The 21,648-nt window shown below is 64.4% G+C and carries 24 protein-coding genes and 1 pseudogene; 14 read left to right on the top strand and 11 right to left on the bottom strand.

The window, feature by feature from the left end:
* Positions 1-51 precede the first annotated feature (51 nt).
* Positions 52-942, top strand: a complete 891-nt coding sequence (locus HMPREF3067_RS01265) for a DUF6542 domain-containing protein (protein WP_371259756.1) — start codon at positions 52-54, stop codon at positions 940-942.
* A gap of 80 nt (positions 943-1,022) precedes the next feature.
* On the opposite strand, the gene HMPREF3067_RS01260 is transcribed toward HMPREF3067_RS01265, so the two are convergent.
* Complete coding sequence (locus HMPREF3067_RS01260) at positions 1,023-2,009, bottom strand: 4-hydroxy-3-methylbut-2-enyl diphosphate reductase (RefSeq protein ID WP_070767934.1); 987 nt, start codon at positions 2,007-2,009, stop codon at positions 1,023-1,025.
* Positions 2,010-2,094: 85 nt separating this feature from the next.
* On the opposite strand from HMPREF3067_RS01260, the gene xseA reads away from it, so the two are divergent.
* The 3 genes from xseA to HMPREF3067_RS01245 all read left to right on the top strand — a co-directional run bounded on the left by xseA (position 2,095) and on the right by HMPREF3067_RS01245 (position 4,089).
* Positions 2,095-3,336 (top strand): exodeoxyribonuclease VII large subunit, encoded by a 1,242-nt coding sequence (gene xseA / locus HMPREF3067_RS01255; protein WP_070767933.1) that lies wholly within the window; start codon positions 2,095-2,097, stop codon positions 3,334-3,336.
* A gap of 50 nt (positions 3,337-3,386) precedes the next feature.
* The gene (locus HMPREF3067_RS01250; RefSeq protein ID WP_070767932.1) at positions 3,387-3,668 is read left to right on the top strand and encodes an exodeoxyribonuclease VII small subunit; all 282 of its coding nucleotides are present in this window, start codon (positions 3,387-3,389) and stop codon (positions 3,666-3,668) included.
* Between the two features lie 61 nt (positions 3,669-3,729).
* Positions 3,730-4,089 carry a hypothetical protein gene (locus HMPREF3067_RS01245; protein WP_070767931.1) on the top strand — a complete coding sequence of 120 codons (360 nt, stop codon included), beginning with the start codon at positions 3,730-3,732 and terminating at the stop codon, positions 4,087-4,089.
* On the opposite strand, the gene HMPREF3067_RS01240 is transcribed toward HMPREF3067_RS01245, so the two are convergent.
* Entirely contained in the window at positions 4,070-4,666 is a 597-nt protein-coding gene (locus HMPREF3067_RS01240; protein WP_070767930.1) for a DUF4245 domain-containing protein, read from the bottom strand. The two genes, HMPREF3067_RS01245 and HMPREF3067_RS01240, sit on opposite strands and share 20 nt — an antisense overlap.
* A 206-nt stretch (positions 4,667-4,872) precedes the next feature.
* On the opposite strand from HMPREF3067_RS01240, the gene glpX reads away from it, so the two are divergent.
* The 5 genes from glpX to HMPREF3067_RS01215 all read left to right on the top strand — a co-directional run bounded on the left by glpX (position 4,873) and on the right by HMPREF3067_RS01215 (position 10,295).
* Positions 4,873-5,892: a class II fructose-bisphosphatase gene (glpX, locus tag HMPREF3067_RS01235; RefSeq protein WP_070767929.1), complete on the top strand. Its 1,020-nt coding sequence runs from the start codon at positions 4,873-4,875 to the stop codon at positions 5,890-5,892.
* A 114-nt stretch (positions 5,893-6,006) separates the two neighbouring features.
* Positions 6,007-7,407 carry a class II fumarate hydratase gene (locus tag HMPREF3067_RS01230; protein WP_070767928.1) on the top strand — a complete coding sequence of 467 codons (1,401 nt, stop codon included), beginning with the start codon at positions 6,007-6,009 and terminating at the stop codon, positions 7,405-7,407.
* Between the two features lie 79 nt (positions 7,408-7,486).
* The gene (locus HMPREF3067_RS01225) at positions 7,487-8,014 is read left to right on the top strand and encodes a hypothetical protein (RefSeq protein WP_070767927.1); all 528 of its coding nucleotides are present in this window, start codon (positions 7,487-7,489) and stop codon (positions 8,012-8,014) included.
* A 98-nt stretch (positions 8,015-8,112) separates the two neighbouring features.
* The gene (locus HMPREF3067_RS01220) at positions 8,113-8,742 is read left to right on the top strand and encodes a TetR/AcrR family transcriptional regulator (protein ID WP_070767960.1); all 630 of its coding nucleotides are present in this window, start codon (positions 8,113-8,115) and stop codon (positions 8,740-8,742) included.
* Positions 8,736-10,295, top strand: a complete 1,560-nt coding sequence (locus HMPREF3067_RS01215) for an MDR family MFS transporter (RefSeq protein ID WP_070767926.1) — start codon at positions 8,736-8,738, stop codon at positions 10,293-10,295. Before HMPREF3067_RS01220 ends, HMPREF3067_RS01215 begins: the two co-directional genes overlap by 7 nt.
* Before the next feature lie 170 nt (positions 10,296-10,465).
* Here HMPREF3067_RS01215 and HMPREF3067_RS01210 read toward each other — a convergent pair whose 3' ends face one another.
* From HMPREF3067_RS01210 to HMPREF3067_RS01195, 4 genes are all read right to left on the bottom strand, one after another.
* A complete protein-coding gene (locus tag HMPREF3067_RS01210; protein WP_070767925.1) occupies positions 10,466-11,017 on the bottom strand; it encodes a GNAT family N-acetyltransferase in 552 nt (183 codons plus the stop codon).
* An 81-nt stretch (positions 11,018-11,098) separates the two neighbouring features.
* The gene (locus HMPREF3067_RS01205; protein ID WP_070767924.1) at positions 11,099-12,472 is read right to left on the bottom strand and encodes a PhoH family protein; all 1,374 of its coding nucleotides are present in this window, start codon (positions 12,470-12,472) and stop codon (positions 11,099-11,101) included.
* A 252-nt stretch (positions 12,473-12,724) separates the two neighbouring features.
* Positions 12,725-13,348, bottom strand: a complete 624-nt coding sequence (locus HMPREF3067_RS01200; protein ID WP_070767923.1) for an LGFP repeat-containing protein — start codon at positions 13,346-13,348, stop codon at positions 12,725-12,727.
* 120 nt (positions 13,349-13,468) lie between these two features.
* On the bottom strand, positions 13,469-14,152 hold the full coding sequence (locus HMPREF3067_RS01195; RefSeq protein ID WP_070767922.1) for a LysR family transcriptional regulator substrate-binding protein: 684 nt from the start codon (positions 14,150-14,152) through the stop codon (positions 13,469-13,471).
* Positions 14,153-14,236: 84 nt separating this feature from the next.
* Here HMPREF3067_RS01195 and HMPREF3067_RS01190 point away from each other — a divergent pair, with 84 nt between their 5' ends.
* Entirely contained in the window at positions 14,237-14,581 is a 345-nt protein-coding gene (locus HMPREF3067_RS01190) for a DUF5997 family protein (protein WP_083319080.1), read from the top strand.
* A gap of 47 nt (positions 14,582-14,628) precedes the next feature.
* Here the strand turns inward: HMPREF3067_RS01190 and glyA are convergent, their stop codons facing one another.
* Positions 14,629-15,930, bottom strand: a complete 1,302-nt coding sequence (glyA, locus tag HMPREF3067_RS01185; RefSeq protein ID WP_070767920.1) for a serine hydroxymethyltransferase — start codon at positions 15,928-15,930, stop codon at positions 14,629-14,631.
* 193 nt (positions 15,931-16,123) lie between these two features.
* Here glyA and coaA point away from each other — a divergent pair, with 193 nt between their 5' ends.
* Positions 16,124-17,050, top strand: coding sequence for a type I pantothenate kinase (gene coaA, locus HMPREF3067_RS01180; protein WP_070767959.1), 927 nt, complete (start codon positions 16,124-16,126; stop codon positions 17,048-17,050).
* A gap of 30 nt (positions 17,051-17,080) precedes the next feature.
* Here the strand turns inward: coaA and HMPREF3067_RS01175 are convergent, their stop codons facing one another.
* The 3 genes from HMPREF3067_RS01175 to mca are packed head-to-tail and all read right to left on the bottom strand — an operon-like array spanning position 17,081 to position 19,140.
* Positions 17,081-17,851 carry an isoprenyl transferase gene (locus HMPREF3067_RS01175; protein ID WP_070767919.1) on the bottom strand — a complete coding sequence of 257 codons (771 nt, stop codon included), beginning with the start codon at positions 17,849-17,851 and terminating at the stop codon, positions 17,081-17,083.
* Between the two features lie 52 nt (positions 17,852-17,903).
* Complete coding sequence (locus tag HMPREF3067_RS01170) at positions 17,904-18,212, bottom strand: hypothetical protein (RefSeq protein WP_070767918.1); 309 nt, start codon at positions 18,210-18,212, stop codon at positions 17,904-17,906.
* 37 nt (positions 18,213-18,249) lie between these two features.
* The gene (gene mca / locus HMPREF3067_RS01165; protein ID WP_070767917.1) at positions 18,250-19,140 is read right to left on the bottom strand and encodes a mycothiol conjugate amidase Mca; all 891 of its coding nucleotides are present in this window, start codon (positions 19,138-19,140) and stop codon (positions 18,250-18,252) included.
* Positions 19,141-19,305: 165 nt separating this feature from the next.
* On the opposite strand from mca, the gene HMPREF3067_RS01160 reads away from it, so the two are divergent.
* The 3 genes from HMPREF3067_RS01160 to HMPREF3067_RS01150 all read left to right on the top strand — a co-directional run bounded on the left by HMPREF3067_RS01160 (position 19,306) and on the right by HMPREF3067_RS01150 (position 21,127).
* Positions 19,306-19,809: a DUF4307 domain-containing protein gene (locus HMPREF3067_RS01160; RefSeq protein ID WP_083319074.1), complete on the top strand. Its 504-nt coding sequence runs from the start codon at positions 19,306-19,308 to the stop codon at positions 19,807-19,809.
* 257 nt (positions 19,810-20,066) lie between these two features.
* Positions 20,067-20,591, top strand: a complete 525-nt coding sequence (gene greA / locus HMPREF3067_RS01155) for a transcription elongation factor GreA (RefSeq protein WP_070767916.1) — start codon at positions 20,067-20,069, stop codon at positions 20,589-20,591.
* 44 nt (positions 20,592-20,635) lie between these two features.
* Positions 20,636-21,127 (top strand): hypothetical protein, encoded by a 492-nt coding sequence (locus HMPREF3067_RS01150; protein WP_070767915.1) that lies wholly within the window; start codon positions 20,636-20,638, stop codon positions 21,125-21,127.
* Between the two features lie 90 nt (positions 21,128-21,217).
* Here the strand turns inward: HMPREF3067_RS01150 and HMPREF3067_RS01145 are convergent.
* Positions 21,218-21,648, bottom strand: a pseudogene (locus HMPREF3067_RS01145) (hypothetical protein); the annotation flags it as partial.

Here is a 21,648-nt window from a genome sequence, read left to right as displayed (position 1 = left end):
GCGGCTAAATGATTCCCAGGACACGATGGGCGGCAGGTAGAATAACGCCCCGTGTCACATGCGAACGCTTTTCATAAAACCCAGGCTCGGACGGCCCGCGGTGGGCTGCCGCTCGGCATGGCAATTGCTATCGTCGCTGCGGCTTTGACCACCGGGCTTCTCCTGTCCCTCCTCTTTGGGGACCTGGGGTGGCCGTACCTGCTCTGTTACATCGTTAGCGTTCTGGCTGTCACCTGCACCGTGGCCCCGCGTGGGTTGTACCTGACCGTGGCCACCTCCCCGCTGCTGTTCACCATCTTCACGCTGCTTTGCGGCTGGCTGGTGACCCAGGGCCGGGCCAGCGAGGGGGCCTCGGCGTTTTCTACTACTGCCCTGGTCACCGGCTCCTTCCCGTTCCTGGAGCACTTCATTCCGTTCTTCCTGACCACGTTGGCGTCTATCGCCATTATGGCCTTCCGGCTGTGGCGGCTGCGGTCTAACGCCCGAGTGGAAAACGAGAAGGCCCAGGTCGCCCGCCGGGCGGAGGCCGCCGCCGACAAGCGCAACCGCGACACCAGCGCCCGGGCCCGCGAGCGCAGCAAACGGCTCACCGTGGCCGACCTCATCGCGCGAAACGAAGAACAAAAACGCCGCGCAGAGGCCGGCTATATCCCGCTGGGCCGCACGACTGGGCAGGGCTCCGAGCAGCCCGCCCCGCGGGGTGGCCGCGTCCGCGAGCGCGACCGCGAACAGCGCCGGCAGGAGCAGGCCAACCAGCAGACCTACCGTCCGGATCCCAACCGCCGCGCGGGCGGGCCGGGCTCCTCCCTTCCCCGCTACGGCGAGGCCACCAGCCGGCCGGCTGAGACGTCGCGCCAGTACCCGCCGAAGTCTCAGGCCCAGCCCCAGGCCCGCCGCGCGCGGCCAAATCCCTCCCGCGACGACAACCTTTACGAGGACTAGGCGAAAGGCGAGGCGGTCACATCCTTTTCACGTGACCGCCTCGCCGCTTTAATCGTGCCCCGGTTGTGGGGAGGCGGGGTTTAAGACTGGTTGGCCGCGGTTTCCTGGGCCGCCTTGGTGCGAGCCGGGCGCAGTTCGCGCGGGAGGGCGAACTGGATGGTCTCGGTGGTCGTGGTGACCTGTTCGACGTCGCTGTAGCCGCGCTCGTCGAGGTACTCGAGCACCTCGCGGACCAGCAGCTCCGGCACGGAGGCACCACAGGTCACGCCGACGGTCTGCACGCCATCCAGCCAGGACTCGTCAATCTCCTTAGCGAAGTCGATCAGGTGCGATTCCTTAGCGCCCGCGTCCAGAGCCACCTCAACCAGGCGGACCGAGTTCGAGGAGTTGCGGGAGCCGACCACGATCATCAGGTCACACTTTGGGGCGATGGCCTTCACCGACTCCTGGCGGTTCTGCGTGGCGTAACAGATATCGTCTGACGGCGGGTTCTCCAAGTGTGGGAAGCGCTCGCGCAGCTTGTTGACGATGGTGATGGTCTCATCGACCGACAGGGTGGTCTGGGACAGCCACACGAGCTTTTCGTCGTGGAGGAACTCCGGCAGCTCCGCCACGCCTTCCACGCCGTCGACCAGGTGGGTAATCTCCGGGGCCTCGCCGGCGGTGCCTTCGACCTCCTCGTGGCCCTTATGGCCCACCAAAAGGATGTGGTAGCCGTCGCGCTCGAAACGCTGGACCTCCTTGTGCACCTTGGTCACCAGCGGGCAGGTCGCGTCCAGGGTCAGCTGGCGGCGCTGCTGGGACTCCTGCCGGACGGCCGGAGAAATGCCGTGTGCCGAGAAAACCAGGTGCGCACCCTCGGGGGCCTCCGATGCCTCGTCGACGAAGACCACCCCGCGCTCGGCCAGGGATTCCACCACGTAGCGGTTGTGCACGATCTGCTTGCGCACGTAAATAGGGGCGCCGTATTTCTCCAGCGCCTTCTCTACCGTCTCCACCGCGCGGTCCACACCGGCGCAGTACCCGCGCGGGGCCGCGAGAAGCACATTCTTTCCAGCATCAGTCATGCCCCCAGAATAACGAAATCCACTGCAAAACAATAGACTGGGTGCAAACGCCTATAATCACGGCAGAACGGGAGGAAGCTCACACATGAACGCACCGGCGAATACCCCGGATACTCCGTGGCCGGTGGGCAAGGTCAATGACCAAGTCAAAGGATGGATCGAGCGGCTAGGCTTCCTCTGGGTCGAGGGCCAGCTGACCCAGATCAACGTCAAGAACACCTGGAAGCTTTCCTACCTGACCCTGCGCGACGTCGAGCAGGAAAAGTCCGTACAGCTCACCTGCCCCACCCACCTGATCCGCTCCCTGCCGACCCCGCTCAAGGACGGCGACCGTGTCATCATCCGCGGCAAACCGGCCTTCTACGCCGGCCGCGGCAGCTTTTCGCTGTGGACCACAGAAATCCGCCACGTCGGCTTGGGTGAGCTGCTCGCCCGCATCGAGATGTTGCGCAAGCAGCTGGCCGCCGAGGGGCTTTTCGATCCGGCCCGCAAGAAGCGCCTGCCCTACCTGCCGGGCAAGGTCGGCCTGATTACCGGCCGCGGCTCGGCGGCCGAACGCGACGTCATCTCCGTGGCCCAGGCCCGCTGGCCCGCCGTCCAGTTCCGGGTCATCAACACGGCCGTGCAGGGCCGCTCCACGGTCCCGGAGGTCATCGACGCCCTGCAGCAGCTGGACCGGGATCCGGAGGTAGACGTCATCATCATCGCCCGCGGCGGCGGCTCGGTCGAGGACCTGCTGCCGTTTTCCGAGGAGGCCCTGCAGCGTGCCGTGGCGGCCGCGGCCACCCCGGTGGTCTCCGCCATCGGCCACGAGCCGGACAGCCCGGTGCTCGACAACGTGGCCGACCTGCGGGCGGCTACCCCAACCGACGCGGCCAAACGCGTCGTGCCCGACGTCATGGAGGAAAAGGCGCTGATCAACGAGACCCGCCAGCGCATGGCCGGAGCGCTGCGGGGCTGGGTGGACAACCAGCGTCGCGGCCTGGCCAATATCCGCTCGCGCCCGGTGCTGGCCGATCCCCTCTCCCCGATCACCGCACGCCGCGAGGAGATCGACCGCGCTCGCGCCACCATGCGCCGCGACGTCAATTACCTGCTGGACCGCGAAAACAACCGGGTCAGCGCGCTGCGCGCCCAGGTCTCGGCGCTCGGGCCGGCAGCAACCCTGCAGCGCGGGTACTCCGTGGTCCAGGTCGTGCCCCGCGACGGCAGCGGGCCCGAGGTGGTCACCTCCTACCAGCAGTCCCCGCCCGGCTCGCAGCTGCGCATCCGCGTTGCCGACGGTTCCGTCACCGCCGCGGCGATGGCCGCCAAGCCGGCCGACTAGCCAGAACCTAAATACCGCAACTTACGCCCCACTAAGAAAGGCAGACCAGCATGAACGAAGACACCATCGGCACCGGCCAGGCCGGCGACGACGCTTTCCCGCCCGTGGAGAACCTGACCTACGAGCAAGCCCGCGACGAGCTCATCGAGACCGTCAAGATTTTGGAGCTCGGCCAGATGAGCCTGGACGAGTCGCTGAAATACTGGGAACGCGGCGAGGCCCTTGCCAAGGCCTGCGAGTCGCACCTCGACGGCGCCGCCCGCCGCGTGGAAAAGGCGCTGGGCAACGACCCGGAGGCGCAGGGCGAGGACCCGTCTTCCCCGGCGGGATAGGCCCGCGCTAATACGTGAACCTGTAAAGCTAGCTAGTTAGAGAAGATAGAAAGGCACCACGTTGCAGATTTATGGTTACCCGGGCGAACGCGTCGACTTCGTCTCCGCCTCCGGATCGGCCGGGGCGATCTTTTTTGGTGATTCCCGAGCGCTGGTCGAAGAATTCTTCGGCCCGGCCCACCAAGCCGCCGGCGACGTCATCAGCTATTTCAACGGCGCGGTCGCGCTGACCTTTGAGGATGGCGGCGTCGCGGACGTCATCGTCAAGCCCCACCTGAGCCGGGAGAAGATCGATGTCTTCCAGGCCAAGGAGAAGCTGACCGGGCTGACCCAGAACGAGCTAGCTCAGCTGGCCCAGGGCCCGGGTGTGAGCGTGGAATTTACCGACCGGCTGGAGACCGTTACCTTTGCTCGCCGCTAGACGCGGACGCCTCGGCGACGGGCTTGGCGGCCAGGATGGCAGAAATGAGGGTGCGGTAGTCGGCATCGTTAGCAGAACCGGAGACCATGAGCCGCACGTCGCCTAGGTCGGCGGCCCACAGGTCGCGGACGTCGTTGTCGTCGCTGGTGTAGATCTCCACGGTCTGGCCGCCTATCTCCGTGGTGTCAGTCAACTCGCGGTAGTTGCCGTCGTAGCCGCGGCGGGCCTCGTCGTATCCGACGGTGGTCTGGGTGGCCTGGAGGTAGCCCTTTTCGGCGGTGACGAAGCCGACGACGGGGGCCGGCTCGCCGGCCACCTGGCCGCGGCGGGCGGAGTTGGCGTACCAGCCGTCGGGCAGCTGCGGCAGGCGGGCCGGCACGCCGGTGGCCTGGGTCTCCATGCGCAGGAAGTTCTCCGCGTCCACCTCGGTGACCTCGGCATGCGGCGAATCCTCCGGGTTGACCGTGCACAGGCCGGTCGCGCCGACGACCGCCAACATCGCGATGACGGTTACGCCCAGCGACAGGATCATGTCCTTGCCGCCCTCGAAAAGCTTGGGTTTATTCTCTGCAGCCACGCCCTCCAGTATGGCAGTTGGCAACGCGATAAGAAAAACCCTCTGCCCGGCCCCCTACATCCGCCGCCTGGCGCGGTTCTTCCCACTTTCGGGGGCGTTTGCCCACAGGTGGGGCGTACTGCGGGTGGAAATGGCTATCGGCGTGGATAATAGAGGGTGGATATTTTTCACATCCTCACAGCATTAAAAGGAAGGTAATCTCCTCGATGTCGAATTCTCACGCTGGAACCCCGGAGGCACCAGATCGCAACCTAGCCATGGAGCTGGTGCGGGTGACCGAAGCCGCCGCCCTGGCTTCGGGCCGGTGGGTCGGCCGCGGACAGAAGAACGAAGGTGACGGCGCCGCCGTGGACGCGATGCGCAAGCTCATCAACTCCGTATCCATGGAGGGCGTCGTGGTCATCGGCGAGGGCGAAAAGGACGAGGCCCCCATGCTCTTCAACGGCGAGGAGGTCGGCACCGGCGAGGGCCCGGCGATGGACATCGCGGTGGATCCGGTCGACGGCACCCGCCTGATGGCCGAGGGCCGCCCGAACGCTATCTCCGTCATCGCCGCTGCCGAGCGCGGCACCATGTACGACCCTTCGGCTGTGTTCTACATGAAGAAAATCGCCGTCGGCCCGGAGGCCAAGGGGCACATCGACATCAGCGCCTCCGTCGAAGACAACATCAACGCCGTGGCCAAGGCCAAGAACCTGCGCCCGGCGGACATCACCGTCGTGGTCCTGGACCGCCCGCGCCACGATGATCTGATCTCCCAGATCCGCACCGCCGGCGCGAAGGTACGCCTCATCATGGACGGCGACGTCGCCGGCGCCATCGCGGCCGCCCAGGACGGCAACTCCATCGACATCATGATGGGCATCGGCGGCACCCCGGAGGGCATCATCACCGCCTGCGCCATGAAGTGTATGGGCGGCGAGATCCAGGGCCAGCTGTGGCCGAAGGACGAGCAGGAGGCGGAGAAGGCCAAGGCCGCGGGCCACGACCTAGACCGCGTGCTGACCAATGATGACCTGGTCTCCTCCGAGAACTGCTATTTCGCCGCGACCGGCGTGACCAACGGCGACATGCTGCGCGGCGTGTCCTACCGCGCCCACTCGGCCACCACCCGCTCGCTGGTGATGCGCTCGAAGTCGGGCACCATCCGCTACATCGACTCGATCCACCAGATGCCCAAGCTGCGGGAATACTCCGTGGTCGACTACTCGGATCCGAACGAATAAACCGGACATACTCATCACAGCCACCCTCCGGCGTGCTTTTTGTCATACTGGAAGGTGGCTGTAACGCAGTTTTCAACAGCTCAATTAATCCAACTTAAGGAAGACGAGGTTTACATGACTGAGTACCGCATCGAACACGACACGATGGGTGAAGTTCAGGTCCCGAAGGACGCCCTGTGGCGCGCCCAGACCCAGCGCGCGGTGGACAACTTCCCGATTTCCGGCCGTGGTCTCGAGTCCGCCCAGATCCGCGCCCTGGGCCTTCTGAAGGCAGCCTGCGCCCAGGTCAACAAGGACTCCGGCGCCCTGGATGCGGATAAGGCTGACGCCATCATCGCCGCCGCCAAGGAGATTGCTGACAACCAGCACGACGACGCCTTCCCGATCGACGTTTTCCAGACCGGCTCCGGCACGTCGTCCAACATGAACACCAACGAGGGCATCGCCTCCCTGGCAGCGAAGGCCGGCGTCGAGGTCCACCCGAACGACCACGTCAACATGGGCCAGTCCTCCAACGACACCTTCCCGACGGCCACCCACGTGGCGGCTACCTACGAGGCTGTCAACGACCTCATCCCGGGCTTGGAGGTTCTGCACGAGTCCCTGACCAAGAAGGCCCAGGAGTGGAAGGGCGTCGTCAAGTCCGGTCGTACCCACCTCATGGACGCCACCCCGGTCACCCTGGGCCAGGAGTTCGGCGGCTACGCCCGCCAGATTGAGCTCGGGATCGAGCGAATCAAGGCCACCCTGCCGCGCTTGGGCGAGCTGGCCATCGGCGGCACCGCCACCGGCACCGGCCTGAACACCTCCGCCGACTTCGGCGCGAAGGTCACCGAGGAGCTTAAAAAGCTCACCGGTCTGGAAGAACTGCAGGAGGCCCACAATCACTTCGAGGCGCAGGCTGCCCGCGACTCCCTAGTGGAGTTCTCCGGCGCCATGCGCACCGTGGCCGTGAGCCTGTATAAGATTGCCAACGACATCCGCCTGATGGGCTCCGGCCCGCTGACCGGCCTGTCCGAGATACACTTGAAGGATCTGCAGCCGGGCTCGTCGATTATGCCGGGCAAGGTCAACCCGGTCCTGTGTGAGACCGCCACCCAGGTCTCCGCCCAGGTCATCGGCAACGACGCCGCCGTTGCCTTCGGCGGTTCCCAGGGCCAGTTCGAGCTCAACGTCTTCATCCCGATGATGGCGCGTAACGTGCTGGAATCCGCCCGCCTGCTGGCCAACACCGGCCGCGTTTTCGCCGAGAAGTGCGTTGACGGCATCACCGCCAACGAGGAGCGCATGAAGACCTTCGCTGAGTCTTCTACCTCGATTGTCACCCCCCTGAACTCCGCCATCGGCTACGAGAACGCCGCGAAGGCCGCCAAGCACGCTCTGAACGAGAAGATCACCGTGCGCGAGGCCGTCATTGATCTGGGCTTCGTCGACGGCGAGAACCTCACGGAGGAGGAGCTCGACCGTCGCCTGAACGTGTTGGACATGGCCAACACCGATCGCGACAACTTCTAAGATTCCCCTAGGGCTTTCCCACCCACCCACGCCTCCCACCGGTCCCCCTAGGACCGACGGGAGGCGTTATGCTTTTGCCATGCCTGCCGACACCTTCACGCGCTACCGCGAGTCCCGCCGCACCGGCCGCCGCCTCATCTTCGCCGGGGTGTCCGTGATAGCGCTCGCGCTGCTCGCCGCCATTACGGCTTACTTCTTCAGGCCGTCCCCCAGCGAGCCGGAACCGTTTTCCCTCCCCTCTGCCCACGACGGCACGGGCGGCAGCTTCGAACTCGACGCCGAACCAGACTCAGCCGCGGCCCGCGGCATGTTTTACGGCTCACTGAGCGAGGAAGGCTCCCCCGAGGGGGCCTGGACCGCGGTGGCCGCGCTGACCGGGCAGACCGGGATCGTGACCTACCCGGACCAGAACTGCCAAGTCTACCTTTTCGATCCGGTGGCCGACGGCTCCCGCGTCTCCTTCGACGCCGAGACCCTCGTCGGGCGGTGCGAAGCGGAGGGAACCTGGGCTTTTGAGTCCACCGGCAACGGCTTACGCGCGACCTATACCCCGCTTGAGCCGGCTGCCGATGCCGCCTTGGTCCTAGGCACGCTGACCGCCGAATAGACCGATGGGTAATGCCGGCCACTCTCGGCCAAGAATTCTTCAGAAATCATATTACTTGCACTTGGTGCAAACTTACACCACGTGTAAAGTTGCACTCCGTGCAAGACGATGACTGTGTAGGACTGCGTGAACAAAAGCGCCGCAAGACCCAGCGCCGGATCGAAGACTCCGCCACCAAGCTCGTGGACGAGCACGGCTTCGGGGCGGTCACGGTAGAAGAGATCTGTGCGGATGCCGGCATTTCCCGGCGCACCTTCTTTAATTACTTCGACTCCAAAGCCTCGGCGGTCATGGGGAGCCCTTCCCGGGAATTCGCCCCTGAGCTTACTGAGTGGTTTCTTACCGCTCCCACCGACAACGTGCTGGAGCTTAGCCTCACCCTCATCGCCACGCACGTCGACGATCACTACGATCGCCCGGAAATCCACGCGCGCCGTCAAAGAATTGCCCAAGACAGCGAGGCAGCCGCCGAGTCCTTCGCCCGCAAGAGGGCCAAGGCCAAGGAGCTGCGCGAGCTCATCCAGAAGCGCTTGGAGAACAACCCGGGCGATAAACAAGACCCGCGTATGTCCCCGCGGTGCGAAGCCGCGCTCATCGCCTCCCTACTGCGGGAGTCGCTGTGGCTGGTAGCCACCGGGGACTTCTACTCCACTGATAAAACCTTGACGGAAAATCTCCGCCATTCTGCACAAATTATTACTTCGTATGCGAAAGGCCTGGCATGGTAGTTGCAAACCCCCACGCGGGTAAAAAGAGCGCCGACAACCTCGGCCTCATCTTCAGCGCGCTCGTCCTGACAATGTTGATGTCGTCGCTCGGTCAGATGATCTTCTCCGCCGCCCTGCCCACCATCGTGGGCGAGCTCGGCGGCGTCGACCACATGAGCTGGGTTATTTCCGCCTTCCTGGTCACCATGACCATCGCTATGCCGATTTCCGGCAAGCTGGGTGACCAGATGGGCCGCAAGTGGATCTATATCGCCGGTACCTTCACCTTCGTCATCGGCTCCACCATCGGCGGCTTCGCCGATTCCATGACGCTGCTTATCATCAGCCGCGCCGTCCAGGGCTTCGGCGCCGGCTTCATGATGATTTCTTCCCAGGCCATCGTGGCCGAGGTGACCTCCTCCCGGGAGCGCGGCAAGTTCATGGGCATCATGGGCGGCGTCTTCGGCCTGTCCTCCGTGCTCGGCCCGGTGCTGGGCGGTTGGTTCACCGACGGCCCCGGCTGGCGCTGGGGTATGTGGATGAACATCCCGTTGGGCATTTTGGCCATGGGCGTGAGTATCGCCGTGCTCCACCTGCGCGTCGGTGAGAAGAACCTGCAGAAGTTCGACACCCTGGGCGCGACGTTCATCGCCATCACCACCGCCAGCCTGATCCTCATGACCACCTGGGGCGGCACCGAGTACGAGTGGTCCGATCCGATCATCCTGGGGCTTGCCGCCACCACGGTCATCGGCGCCATCCTGGTCGTACTGGTTGAGCTGCGGGCCGCTGAGCCGCTCATCCCGATGCACCTGTTTAAGAACCGCAACATGGTACTGACCACCGCCTCCGGCATGGTCCTGGGGCTGTCGATGTTCGGCGTGCTGGGTTATATGCCCACCTATCTGCAGATGGTCCACACCCTCACCCCGACCGAAGCGGGCCTGATGATGATCCCGATGATGGTCGGCCTTATCGGCACCTCTACCGCGGTGGGCTTTGTCATCTCCCGGACCGGCCGCTACAAAATCTACCCGATCGTCGGCCTGGCGATCACCGCCGGCGCCCTCTACTGGCTCTCCCAGCTGACCGTGGAGACTTCCCTGCCCCAGCTGAGCGTGCGCTTCTTGGTCTTCGGCGTCGGCCTGGGCTTGGTCATGCAGGTGCTAGTCCTTATCGTCCAGAACTCCTTCCCGCTGTCCCAGGTCGGCACCGCGACCGCGGCGAACAACTTCTTCCGCCAGATCGGTTCCGCGCTGGGCGCATCCCTGGTCGGCTCCATGTTCATCCACAACATGCAGAACGAGATGGCCACCCGCCTGCCCAAGGCCTTCGCCCAGATGGGTGAACAGGGCGCGGCTATGGCTCAGAAGTTCAGCGAGAATGGCGGCGGCGCTAACTCTCTGACCCCGAGCCTGGTAGCTAACCTTCCCGGCCCGGTCAAGGACGCCATCCTGAATTCCTACAACGACGGCTTGACGCCGGTCATCCTCCTAATGGTTCCGATGGCTATCATCGCCCTCCTGCTCCTCCTGCCGCTGCGCGAGGAACACCTCAAAGAGACCATCTCCTAAACCCCTTACCTACTCCCATGCCAACGATGGCCACCTCTCGCCGCACCTTCTTCCAGCCGCGGCGAGGGGTGGCCATTGTGTTTTTCGCTTCCCTTCCAGCAAGTACTAAAAACAAAACGCGCCCCTACCAAAGGTAGGGACGCGCTGCGTGCAGTTGCGGTTGAGCGGAGCTAGTCCTCAGCGGGCGCGGTGCCCGAGGCATCCGGCTTGGGCAGCAGCTTTTCGTAGACGACGGTGTCGCGCCACTGCCCGGCGAGCTCGCCATAGGTCATCTTCGCCAGGTGGGAATAGGTACCTACCTTGGCAAAGCCCCGGGACTCGTGCAGCTTGGCCGAGCCGGTGTTTTCCGGGAAGATCCACGCGTGGATGGCCCACTTGTGCAGCTCCTGGCAGACCTCAATGAGCTTGTCCAGCAACGCCCCGGCCACGCCACGGCCCTGCGCCGAAGGATCGACGTAGATGGAGTCTTCCACCACCCCGTGGAAGACGGAACGGGAGGAAATCGGGGCGGCCGAAACCCAGCCGACCACCTTGTTGTCATCGTCTTCTTCGACGGCAACAAAAACAGTCGACAAGATCTTGGCGTTGGTGAATTGCTCGAGTGACAATGCCGTCGTTTCATACGTGGCGTGGCCCGTGTTCAGGCCCTCCTCGTAAATGTGCATCATCTGCGGGTAATCGTTTGTCCGGAACGGACGAATATTGAACGACTTTTTAGACATGCTGCCCATTATTCCTTGCAGTTGTTTTTTCGCGCCAGTCGGCTTCTAACAAACCCGCGAATAAAGCGCTCACCAGCTTCTTTAGTGGTCGCCTTCCAACAAGTCCGTGACCAGTTCCGCGATGGCAGAACGCTCAGAACGCTGCAAGGTCACGTGTGCGAAGAGCTGATGTCCCTTGAGCTTCTCGATGACGGCCTGCACGCCGTCGTGGCGCCCGACGCGCAGGTTGTCGCGCTGGGCGACGTCGTGGGTAAGCACGACGCGCGACCCGCGACCCAGGCGAGAAAGCACGGTTAAGAGCACGTTACGCTCCAGCGACTGCGCCTCATCTACGATGACGAAGGAGTCGTGCAGGGACCGGCCGCGGATATGGGTCAGCGGGAGGACCTCGATGAGCTCGCGGTCAAGGACTTCGTCCATGACGTTTTCGGAGACCAGCCCGTCCAGGGTGTCGTAGACGGCCTGCGCCCAGGGGTTCATCTTCTCCGATTCGGAGCCCGGCAAGTAGCCCAGCGACTGGCCGCCGACCGCGTACATCGGGCGGAAGACCACGATCCGGCGGTGCTCGCCACGCTCCAGCACGGCCTCCAGCCCGGCGCACAGCGCCAGCGCCGACTTGCCGGTGCCGGCGTGGCCGCCGACGGAGACGATCCCAACGGAGTTGTCCAGCAACAAGTCCAGGGCGATTCGCTGCTCCGCCGAGCGGCCCTGCAGGCCGAAGGCGTTGGCGTCCCCGCGCACGACCTGGACGGAACCGTCCGCGGCCACGCGCCCCAGCGCCGCCTGCTGGCCGGCCCACAGCTTCACGCCGCAGTGCACCGGCAGCTCGGCCACCGGTGTGCCCTCGCGGGTGCGCACGTCATCAATCACGACTTCCCCATCGCGATAGAGTTCGTCAATCACCTCGCCCGGCACGACCGCGTCCGCCATCCCGGTGTACCCGGTCAGCACGACGTCCTGCGCGTGGTACTCGTCCGCAGGCAGTCCCACAGCGCCGGCCTTCACGCGCAGCGGCACGTCCTTCGTCACCAGCACGGTCTCCTTGCCCTCGTGCGCCAGGTTGAGCGCGCAGGCCAGAATCCGGTGGTCCCCCTCCGGGCCGCGGAAGGCGGCCGGCAGAAGGGATTGGTCTTGGTGGTTCAGCTCCACACGCAGGGTGCCGCCCTCTTCGTTAGCCGGGACCGGCTGGTCTAGGTGGTCATAGGTGACGCGCAGCTGCTCCAAATGCCGAAGAGCTTGGCGGGCGAACCAGCCAAGCTCTGGGTGATGACGTTTTCCTTCCAGCTCCGAAATAACAACAACCGGCAAGACGATGTCGTGTTCGGCGAATTTCTTCAGCGCCCAAGGGTCAGACAACAGCACGGAAGTATCCAGCACGTAAGTCTTGGTCTTGACGGAGGCGTCAAGGTGGGCGTCGGCAAGCGGAAGGATGGAGGTCGTGGTCGGATAGGTCATGGCTTTAAGGTGCTCCCTTAAAAAATTGGCGGTCAATCACGAACCAGTGGTGCCCGGCCCGTGCGGACACCACCCAATGTAGGCCGGCTAGGTTGAAATTACATGGGTGAAAGATGAACTTTAGTCAAACTAGCCGCGACATCGCGGCCACGCCTGCCTGAGCAATCACTAAACCCGCGGGGCCGCGGCCACGATTGCCGCCGCCTCCCGCGGGTGGTGCATCAGCGCGCCAGCTAAAGGCGCGGCTAGGTATTAGTCGTCGACGTCGACGTCAGCCTCGTACTGGCCGTGGTCATCGTCGTAGTCCCACTCGATGCTGCCGTGGGTGAAGCTTTGCTTCCAGCCCTCGAAGCCGTCGTCGTCATCGTCGTCGCGCTGCTCCGGAGCGGTCGGCAGGCCGACCTTGCTGTCGACGCCACCCTCGGCGGTCCAGGTCTCAGCGATCTTGCCGATGACCGGCTGGGCGCCGGTCTCCGCGGAGTACGCCAGCAGCTTGTCATCGTCGAAGGTGGCAACGGAGCCGTTCTCACCCTCGGTGATGTCCTTCGGCTCGCCCCACTCGGAGGTCTTGTCCTCGATGGCGGAGGCGAAATCTGCCGGAACTTCCTTCTCGCCGGCGCCGGTAGTCACGGCTTTCTTGTCGCCGTTGGACCCCTTGTCATCGGCGTTGTCGCCCTTGTCGTCGCCGTCGTCATCGTTGGAGCCGGTGGCCTCGTTGGCGGCGGAACCGGCGGCCTCGGTGGCGTCGTTGGCGGCGGAGCCGGCGGTGTCCTTGGCGTCGTTAGCGGCGTTCTCAGCGTCGGAGCAGGCAACTACGCCGAAGGACAGGGTGGCGGCTGCTAGGCCGGCAACCACCCGACGAGAAATCTTGTTCATGGTCAATCCTCACTTTCGTAGATAAATGCGCTTGAACAGCAACTTCCACCGTAAGAACCCATTCAGAGTTTTTCAACAATTATCCCAAACTTTAGCCAGAAATTATGGGATTCAGTCATACTATTTGCGCCGTTTATTCCGGTCAGAGGATTTCTTATTTTTTGGTAACGAACGCCCGAGCCGCCGGGCCTGCTTGGCCTTGGCCTTCTCCCGGGCACTGCGTTTCGGCTTTTCCTGGCGGGAGGAGTTCTTCGTCCGTCCCTTCGCCACGCCCACGAAGTCCTGGATGTCGTCGGCGTCGCGGCCCTTCTTCCATACCAGGCAGATCTCTGTGCGCGGCACCTCGGCGTCCACCAGCCCCAGCGGCACTACCTGCTTTTTCGACAGCACCTTCAGCAGCGGGCGCGGAGCGATAACGATCCCCACGTTGGCGCCGACCACCTGCAGCCCGGTACGCACGGCCTCGACGTCCACGAGCCCGGAGTCGGGGATGCGATAGTTAAGGTATTCGTCCGCAACGTCCTCCGCGCGGACGTCCTCGCCGACCTCGGCGTAGACCGAGTCTTTCGGGACAGCCACGCCGGGGGCTTCGGCGTACAGGCGCACCACGTGGAAGGAGCTGTCGATGCGCTCGTCCCCGGCCGCCGGCACCCGCGCTAGGGCGAGGTCAGCTCCCCCGGACAATAAAGTAGCGAGCGCGTCGTCAGCATCCAGTGTCTCTAGGCCCCCGTGGGCGGTGTTTTCCCGGAACCGACGAAACCACTTTCCCGGCTCCGTGCCGGTGGCAAATGCTAGGCGCAACATGGCCCTTATCCTAGCGAAAGTGCTACCGTTATCTTTGTGACTGATTACCAAAAAGATTCCCCGCAGCAGCCTTCCGGCACCGCCATGCGCCCGCAGACCGCGGCCAAAAAGCTTGGTATCTACCTGCCGGCTACCCCGGAGTCCTTCCAAACTGGCGCGATAACCCACGCCGAGCTCCGCGAGCTCCAGCACAATCCCCCGGAGTGGCTGGCCACCCTGCGCCGCGAAGGCCCGCACCCGCGCCCCGTCGTCGCCCAGAAGCTAGGCATTTCGGTGACCTCGCTGAAAAAGAACGACATGGACGCCCCGCTGACCACCGCTCAGATCAAGGAGCTGCTGGAAAACCAGCCCGAGTGGTTGCGCGCCGCGCGCACCCAGCACGCCCAGGAACGCGACGAACACTTGGGCGCCGACGAGGCGTCCGAATAGAAACTGCAGCTAGGCCCTTATTGGGCCTAGCTAAAGGGCTTAAATCCTTAGAGCAGCTTCCAGTCCTCGAGTCCCTCGTACAGCGGGAACTGCTTGGTAATCTCCTCCACGCGGGCGCGCAGCGCCTGCTTGTCAGCCTTATCGCCGTCCACCAGGGTGGTGGCGATGATATCGGCGACCTCGGTGAAGGCCGCGGCGTCCAGGCCGCGGGTGGCCAGCGCCGGCATGCCGATGCGCAGGCCCGAGGTCACCATCGGCGGGCGCGGGTCGTTCGGCACGGCGTTGCGGTTGACGGTAATGCCGACCTCATGCAGCAGGTCCTCGGCCTGCTGACCATCAACCTCCGAGTTGCGCAGATCGACCAGCACCAGGTGCACGTCGGTGCCGCCGGTAAGCACGTCGATGCCCGCGGCCTTGGCGTCGTCCTGCATCAGGCGCTCAGCGATGATCTTCGCGCCCTCCAGGGTGCGCTCCTGGCGCTCCTTGAACTCCGGCGTGCCGGCGATCTTCATGGCGATGGCCTTGGCCGCGATGACGTGCATCAGGGGGCCACCCTGCTGGCCCGGGAAGACGTTCGAGTTCAGCTTCTTGGCGAACTCCTGCTTGGCCAGGATCATGCCGGAGCGCGGCCCGCCCAGGGTCTTGTGGACGGTGGTGGTGACCACGTCCGCGTACGGCACCGGCGACGGGTGCAGGCCGGCGGCGACCAGGCCAGCGAAGTGCGCCATGTCCACCCACAGGTAGGCGCCGACCTCATCGGCGATTTCGCGGAAACGCTGGAAATCTTGGGTGCGCGGGTAGGCGGACCAGCCGGCGATGATGACCTTCGGCTTGACCTCCAAGGCCTGCTCGCGCAGCTTGTCCATGTCGATGCGCATGGTCTCCGGGTCCACCTCGTAGGCGGCAACGTCATAGAGCTTGCCGGAGAAGTTCAGCTTCATGCCGTGGGTTAGGTGGCCGCCGTGGGCCAGGGACAGACCGAGGATCTTGTCGCCCGGCTCCGCCAGCGCGGCCAGAACCGCAGCGTTGGCCTGGGCACCGGAGTGGGGCTGCACGTTGGCGAACTCCGCGCCGAAGATTTCCTTGGCGCGGTCGCGGGCCAGGTCCTCGACCACGTCGACGTGCTCGCAGCCGCCGTAGTAGCGGCGGCCCGGGTAGCCCTCCGCGTACTTGTTGGTCAGCACCGAGCCCTGGGCCTGCAGGACCGCGCGCGGGACGAAGTTCTCAGAGGCAATCATCTCGAGGGTGTCTCGCTGCCGGGCGAGCTCACCAGTAATCGCCGCATGCGTGTCCGGATCCAGGTCACGCAGCTCCTGGTAGCGAACGTCCGCGTTATTCGAAGCAGTCATAGAAATTCTTCCGTACCTTCCTTGTGGGGCTAAACTCACCCGCCACTCCCCAGCCCGTTCGAGAACCAAACGCCCCGGGGTTGTATTAGGCGCGCTACTTATCTTAACGAAAGTGCGTACTTTCTCGTTTAGTTCGGCCTTTCCCGCTACCCGTTTACACCCGGTTGGAGGGAGCTTTGGAACAATGGGTGTCATGGCGCGCACGCATGACCCCAGCCCCTACCTGAACTTCGACCGTGATTCCTGGCGCGAGCTGCGCAAATCCATGCCCCAGGTGCTGACCGAAGAAGAGGTAGCCAAGCTCTCCGGCCTGGGAGAAAACATCGATCTTAACGAGGTCGCAGAGGTCTACTTGCCGCTGTCGCGTCTCATCCATATGCAGGTCGAGGCCCGGCAGAAGCTCACCGCCGCCACCGAACAATTCCTGGGCAATCCCCCGGCCAACGTGCCGTTCGTGATCGGGGTGGCCGGCTCCGTGGCCGTCGGCAAGTCCACCACCGCGCGCCTGCTCCAGGTGCTGCTGCAGCGCTGGGCGCACCACCCGAAAGTCAGCCTGGTTACCACCGACGGATTCCTCTACCCCACCAAGGTGCTCAAAGAGCGCGGCCTGATGCAGCGCAAGGGCTTTCCCGAGTCTTACAACCGGCGCGCACTGCTGCGCTTTGTCACCGAGGTCAAGTCTGGCGCCGCGCAGGTCAAGGCACCGGTTTATTCCCACGTGGTCTACGACATCCTGCCGGACGAGCACCAGGTCGTCGAGCAGCCCGACATTCTTATCCTGGAGGGCCTCAACGTGCTGCAGACCGGCCCGACGCTGATGGTCTCCGACCTGATTGATTTCTCGGTCTACGTCGACGCCCGCACCAGCGTCATCGAGCAGTGGTACATCGATCGCTTCCTGCGGCTGCGCCACACCGCCTTCCGCAAGCCGGGCGCGCACTTCGCCCACTACGCTGGGCTCGAAGACCCCGAGGCCGCGGCCCAAGCCCGCGAGATTTGGCAGTCGATTAACCTGCCCAACCTGGTAGAAAACATCCTGCCCACCCGCGTGCGGGCCTCCCTTGTGCTCACCAAGGGGCCGAACCACCTGGTAGAGCAGGTGCGCATGCGCAAGCTATAAAAACGCCGCGCGCTAAAAATCTCTGCCGGGCTACTTGCCGAAGCGGCGGGAGCGCTGCGAGTAGTCGCGCAGCGCTCGGAGGAAGTCGAGCTTGCGGAAGGCCGGCCAGTACGTGTCCGTGAACCAGATCTCGGAATAGGCCGCCTGCCATAGCAGGAAGCCGGACAGGCGCTGCTCCCCGGAGGTGCGGATGACCAGGTCCGGGTCCGGAAGGCCCTTGGTGTAGAGGTGGTGCGAGATGGACTCGGCGGTAACCCGCTCGGCCATCTCCTCCGCCGTGGTGCCCTGCGCAGCCTCCGCGCGCACTAGGTCTTGGACGGCGTCCACAATCTCCTGGCGCCCGCCGTAGCCAACGGCCACGTTGACGATGACCCCCGAGTTCTTCTGTGTTTTCTCCGCCGCCTGCCGCATGCGCTCGACGACGGGGTCCGGCAGCAGATCTAGGTGGCCGACTAGGCGGACCTGGCAGCCCAGATCCCCCGTCGACAAGGTCTCTACTACGTCCGAGATGATGTCGAAGAGAAGCTTGACCTCGGCCTCCTGGCGCTTAAGGTTTTCCGTCGACAGCAGATAGATAGTGACAACTTCCACCTCAGTGTCGGCGCACCAAGAAATCATCTCGCCAATCTTTTTGGCCCCCTGCCGGTGCCCGTGGCTGATATCAGTAAAACCAGCTTCCCGGGCCCACCGGCGGTTGCCGTCCGCCATGATCGCGACGTGCTTAGGCTGGGGTTTTCCCTTGAGCCCCCGCAGGAGCCGGGCTTCGTAGAGCGGGTAGAGCAAAGCTGGCACGAAATTCACGCCCTTAGTGTAGCTGGCTAATCACTCTCTCGAGCCAAATGCAGTTGAATGTCTAGAATTTCGAGGACTTGCGGTGGTCCAGCACCCCGGCCTCTTCCATGGCGGCGTCCAGCGTTTCCTTGTCGAAGGGATCGATGCCGTGCGCCTCGGCGAAGAGAGTTCGGCGGCGGAAGCGCGAGTAGCGGCGGTGGAAAAACCACCCGGCCATGATCACGAAGACGCCCATGATGGCGAGGATCAGCAGGCCGATGGGCGAGGCCTTGCCGAACTCCGGGCCCACTGGGCCGTCGGAGCCGCCCTGGGCCAGCAGCATAAGGCTAGGGTCGCTGGCGGCGTAAATCACGTGGTCGCTGATACTCATCTAGGCTTCGTCCTCCTGGTTAGAAATGCCCGATAGATTAAATATTACCGTCCGCGGAAACCCCGGCGAACAAGTCGTTTTCCGGCAGCGACGTGGACACCCGCGTGCGCGCCAGCTCGAATTCCTCGGTCGGCCAGTATTTCTGCTGCACCGCAACCGGGGTGGCAAGGAACGCGCCGGCTGGGTCAATCTGCGTCGCGTGCGCCCGCAGGGCAGCCTCGCGGTTGGCAAAGTACTCACTACATTCTACCTGCGTGGTAACCCTGGCCATAATATCGCCGAAGCCCTCATCCCAGCGCGCCATCATAGGCGCGTAAGGGCTGATCTTGCCTTCCTTCAGTAGCATCTCGTGAAAGATCTTCATGCGCTGGTAGATAAACCCATGGGAGTAGTACAGTTTCAACGGCTCCCAGGCCTCCCCGAGCTCCGGGCGGTAGTCCGGATCCCCGGCCTTTTCCCACGCGATCATCGATGCCCGGTGCACCATCAGGTGGTCCGGGTGCGGGTAGCCGCCGTTCTCGTCGTAGGTGACGATAACGTGCGGGCGGAAGGAGCGGATGACGCGGACGAATTCCGCTGCCACGACGGCATCATCCAGCGCGGCGAAGCAGCCCTCCGGAAGCAGGGCCTGGATGTCCTCGGTCCACGGATCCCCAGGCAGCCCGGAGTCCACGTGCCCAAGCCAGTGGTGCTTGACCCCCAGCGCCTGGGCGGCGGCGGCCATTTCCTCGCGGCGGACTTGCTTCATCCGCTCCTTGATACCCGGCCTGTCCATAGCCGGGTTGATGATGTCGCCGCGCTCGCCACCCGTACAGGTAAGCACCAGCACCTCGTCGCCCTCGGCGGCGTACTTGGCGGTGGTGGCCGCACCCTTCGATGACTCGTCATCCGGGTGGGCGTGAATAGCTAACAGACGCAATCCAGTCACGTGCTAAAACATCCTCAATCGTAGATTTATCGTCGGGCTCCGAGCCGGGCCGCGCTACCAGCCCGCGCGGGGCGGGTGCTGCGGCCTGGCTGAGCCTATGCGGATCTATCCTAAGCGATGGCAGCGAATTCCCGAACGCCGACCACTCTGACTAGACTGTGCCTCATGAGTTCCGGAGGAGACCAGCGCGCCCCGCGTGGGGCATCGGCAGCACGGCCCACGAGCACGGATCTGTCGGCCCGCTACGGCGGCACCCGCACCCGAACCGCCCCGAAGGATTTCACGGGCAAGGCCATCGCCTTGGTCATCGCAGCGATCGTGCTTGCCATGATCTTCTACGGTGTGCAGTACTTCGTGCAGCAGGAAAAGGTCAACGCGGAAATCTCCTACGTCACCCACGAGATTCGGGACGATCACACCCTGCGCGTGTGGGCCGATGTGACCCGCAATTCGCCGGATGAGGCCGCCTACTGCATCGTCCAGGCCTACGACTACTCCAAGGCGGAAGTCGGCCGGCGCGAGTTCCCCATCCCCGCCAACGACGAGGAAAGCATGCGCATCGCGGTTGATATCCCCACCAACGACCGCGCCGTCGCCGGCGGCGTCTACGGCTGCTCGAGCCAGATCCCGGCCTACCTCGACGTCGACCACCCCGAATACGCCGAATAACTCCGGCTGCCGCGGCGCTATCCCGGCACGGCCCTAGCACGGTTCCGGTATGTACCCAGCTCCGTTCTGCCCGGGGCCGACCTTGGCCCCAGTCTTGGGGGACGCGACCTAGAGCGAAGTAGCCGCTGTGCTAAGATTCGGGGCGCTACGTGGGTCGACCGCGCCTTATTCTTTGTCACCGGCCGGCCCCACCATTATTCCACCGGCCAGGCAATGGCGCGGTGAACAATCTGAGATGAATTTAGGGAAGGTGCACCATGGCTGAACAGCAAAAGCAGTACATCACGCCGGAAACCAAGGCCAAGCTGGAGGCAGAGCTCCAGGAGCTTATCGATCACCGCCCCGTCGTTGCTGCCGAGATCAACGAGCGCCGCGAAGAGGGCGACCTCAAGGAGAACGCCGGCTACGACGCGGCACGTGAGATGCAGGACCAGGAAGAGGCCCGCATCAAGCAGATCTCCGAAGTTCTGGCGAACTCCACCACGGAGCGCTCCGGCGTTGAGGAGGGCGTGGCCCACATCGGTTCCGTGGTACACGTGTACTACAACGGCGACGAGGACGATAAGGAAACCTTCCTCATCGGTACCCGCGCTGCCGCCTCCGACAACAAGGACTTGGAGACCTACTCTGAGCAGTCCCCGCTGGGCGCTGCCATCCTGGGAGCCCACGAGGGTGAGACCCGCGAGTACTCCGCTCCGAGCGGCAAGACCAACTCGGTCACCATCGTGTCGGCCAAGCCGTATGATTCTGCTAAGGCCGCTACCCCGCGCCAGCAGTCTTAATCCAAATTTCTGCGATTCCCCTGATTCAGAAAAGAGCACTCCCCATGAAGAAGTTTTCCCGCCTCGCTACTGCCGGCCTCGCCGTAGTCTCTGCCCTGGGTCTGGCTGCCTGCCACCCGCCGCACGAGAACCCGTCCGAGGAAAAGATCGACAACGCCTCGACCTTTACCGACCGCGCTGAGCCGTCCAGCTCCGCCGCCGAGTCCGGCTCGGGCTCTGCCGCCAGCGCCACCGCTGAGCCGACCTCGGCTCAGCCTTCCCTGGCCGCGGCCGGTGCGCCTCGCCACCTGACCTGCGAGTCCATCGCCGTCGCTGAGCCGAATTCCATCACCTTGGATTGTGAGGATGCCAGCGACTCCGTGACCGACATCGATTGGACCGAGTGGGATAGTGACTCCGCTCGCGGCACCGGCACACGCGCCGGCGGTGCCAACACCGAAGAGGTCGAGGTCGTCCTCTCCAAGCCCGCCGAGTCCCCGCAGGGCCTGACCTTCACCGAGATCACCGTTGACGGTGAAGTAGTCGGCGGGAACTAATCGCCCGAAACAGATACCACCGCCCCGCCGGAGCATCCAAGCACTCCGGCGGGGCGGTTTTTCGTGCCCAAATAGGGCCCCAAATAGGGCCTAGTCCTCGCGAACCCAGGCACCAATGACCCCGGGGACGACCGCCGGCCGCTGGCCCAGCAGTGCCCTCCGGTTCGGGTCCTTTTCGGCCTCGGTGACAACCGCACGCACCGCCCGGGACGAGTCCTTGGTGCCATTTCCGCCGCGGTGCATGCCCATCATCGGCGCCATCCCGCGGCCGATGCCACCGGAGCGACCATTCTGCGACGCCCCCGCCACGGCCTTGTTGGCCTGCTGCGCCGGGCTCTGCCCATAAGAGCCACCGACACCCGTACCCAGCCCATTACCTGTCGCACCCGGCACTGCCCCTCCCGGGACACCGGACAGACCGGCTGCTCCCGGCAGCCCACCGCGCAAGGCCCCGCGCGCGCCCGCTGCCCCATTGCCGGCCGCGCCCGGCGCCGCCGACGTCATCCCGCCGAAAGCGCTGC

This window comes from Corynebacterium sp. HMSC04H06 (genome assembly GCF_001815935.1).
Classification (GTDB): Bacteria; Actinomycetota; Actinomycetes; order Mycobacteriales; family Mycobacteriaceae; genus Corynebacterium.
This window is presented reverse-complemented; position numbering and strand designations above follow the sequence as displayed.

Coding starts and splice junctions, on each gene's coding strand:
- HMPREF3067_RS01260 (WP_070767934.1), bottom strand. CDS start 2,009: ATGACTGATGCTGGAAAGAATGTGCTTCTCGCGGCCCCGCGCGGGTAC.
- xseA (WP_070767933.1), top strand. CDS start 2,095: ATGAACGCACCGGCGAATACCCCGGATACTCCGTGGCCGGTGGGCAAG.
- HMPREF3067_RS01250 (WP_070767932.1), top strand. CDS start 3,387: ATGAACGAAGACACCATCGGCACCGGCCAGGCCGGCGACGACGCTTTC.
- glpX (WP_070767929.1), top strand. CDS start 4,873: ATGTCGAATTCTCACGCTGGAACCCCGGAGGCACCAGATCGCAACCTA.
- HMPREF3067_RS01230 (WP_070767928.1), top strand. CDS start 6,007: ATGACTGAGTACCGCATCGAACACGACACGATGGGTGAAGTTCAGGTC.
- HMPREF3067_RS01225 (WP_070767927.1), top strand. CDS start 7,487: ATGCCTGCCGACACCTTCACGCGCTACCGCGAGTCCCGCCGCACCGGC.
- HMPREF3067_RS01215 (WP_070767926.1), top strand. CDS start 8,736: ATGGTAGTTGCAAACCCCCACGCGGGTAAAAAGAGCGCCGACAACCTC.
- HMPREF3067_RS01210 (WP_070767925.1), bottom strand. CDS start 11,017: ATGTCTAAAAAGTCGTTCAATATTCGTCCGTTCCGGACAAACGATTAC.
- HMPREF3067_RS01205 (WP_070767924.1), bottom strand. CDS start 12,472: ATGACCTATCCGACCACGACCTCCATCCTTCCGCTTGCCGACGCCCAC.
- HMPREF3067_RS01200 (WP_070767923.1), bottom strand. CDS start 13,348: ATGAACAAGATTTCTCGTCGGGTGGTTGCCGGCCTAGCAGCCGCCACC.
- HMPREF3067_RS01195 (WP_070767922.1), bottom strand. CDS start 14,152: ATGTTGCGCCTAGCATTTGCCACCGGCACGGAGCCGGGAAAGTGGTTT.
- HMPREF3067_RS01190 (WP_083319080.1), top strand. CDS start 14,237: ATGCGCCCGCAGACCGCGGCCAAAAAGCTTGGTATCTACCTGCCGGCT.
- glyA (WP_070767920.1), bottom strand. CDS start 15,930: ATGACTGCTTCGAATAACGCGGACGTTCGCTACCAGGAGCTGCGTGAC.
- coaA (WP_070767959.1), top strand. CDS start 16,124: ATGGCGCGCACGCATGACCCCAGCCCCTACCTGAACTTCGACCGTGAT.
- HMPREF3067_RS01170 (WP_070767918.1), bottom strand. CDS start 18,212: ATGAGTATCAGCGACCACGTGATTTACGCCGCCAGCGACCCTAGCCTT.
- HMPREF3067_RS01160 (WP_083319074.1), top strand. CDS start 19,306: ATGAGTTCCGGAGGAGACCAGCGCGCCCCGCGTGGGGCATCGGCAGCA.
- greA (WP_070767916.1), top strand. CDS start 20,067: ATGGCTGAACAGCAAAAGCAGTACATCACGCCGGAAACCAAGGCCAAG.
- HMPREF3067_RS01150 (WP_070767915.1), top strand. CDS start 20,636: ATGAAGAAGTTTTCCCGCCTCGCTACTGCCGGCCTCGCCGTAGTCTCT.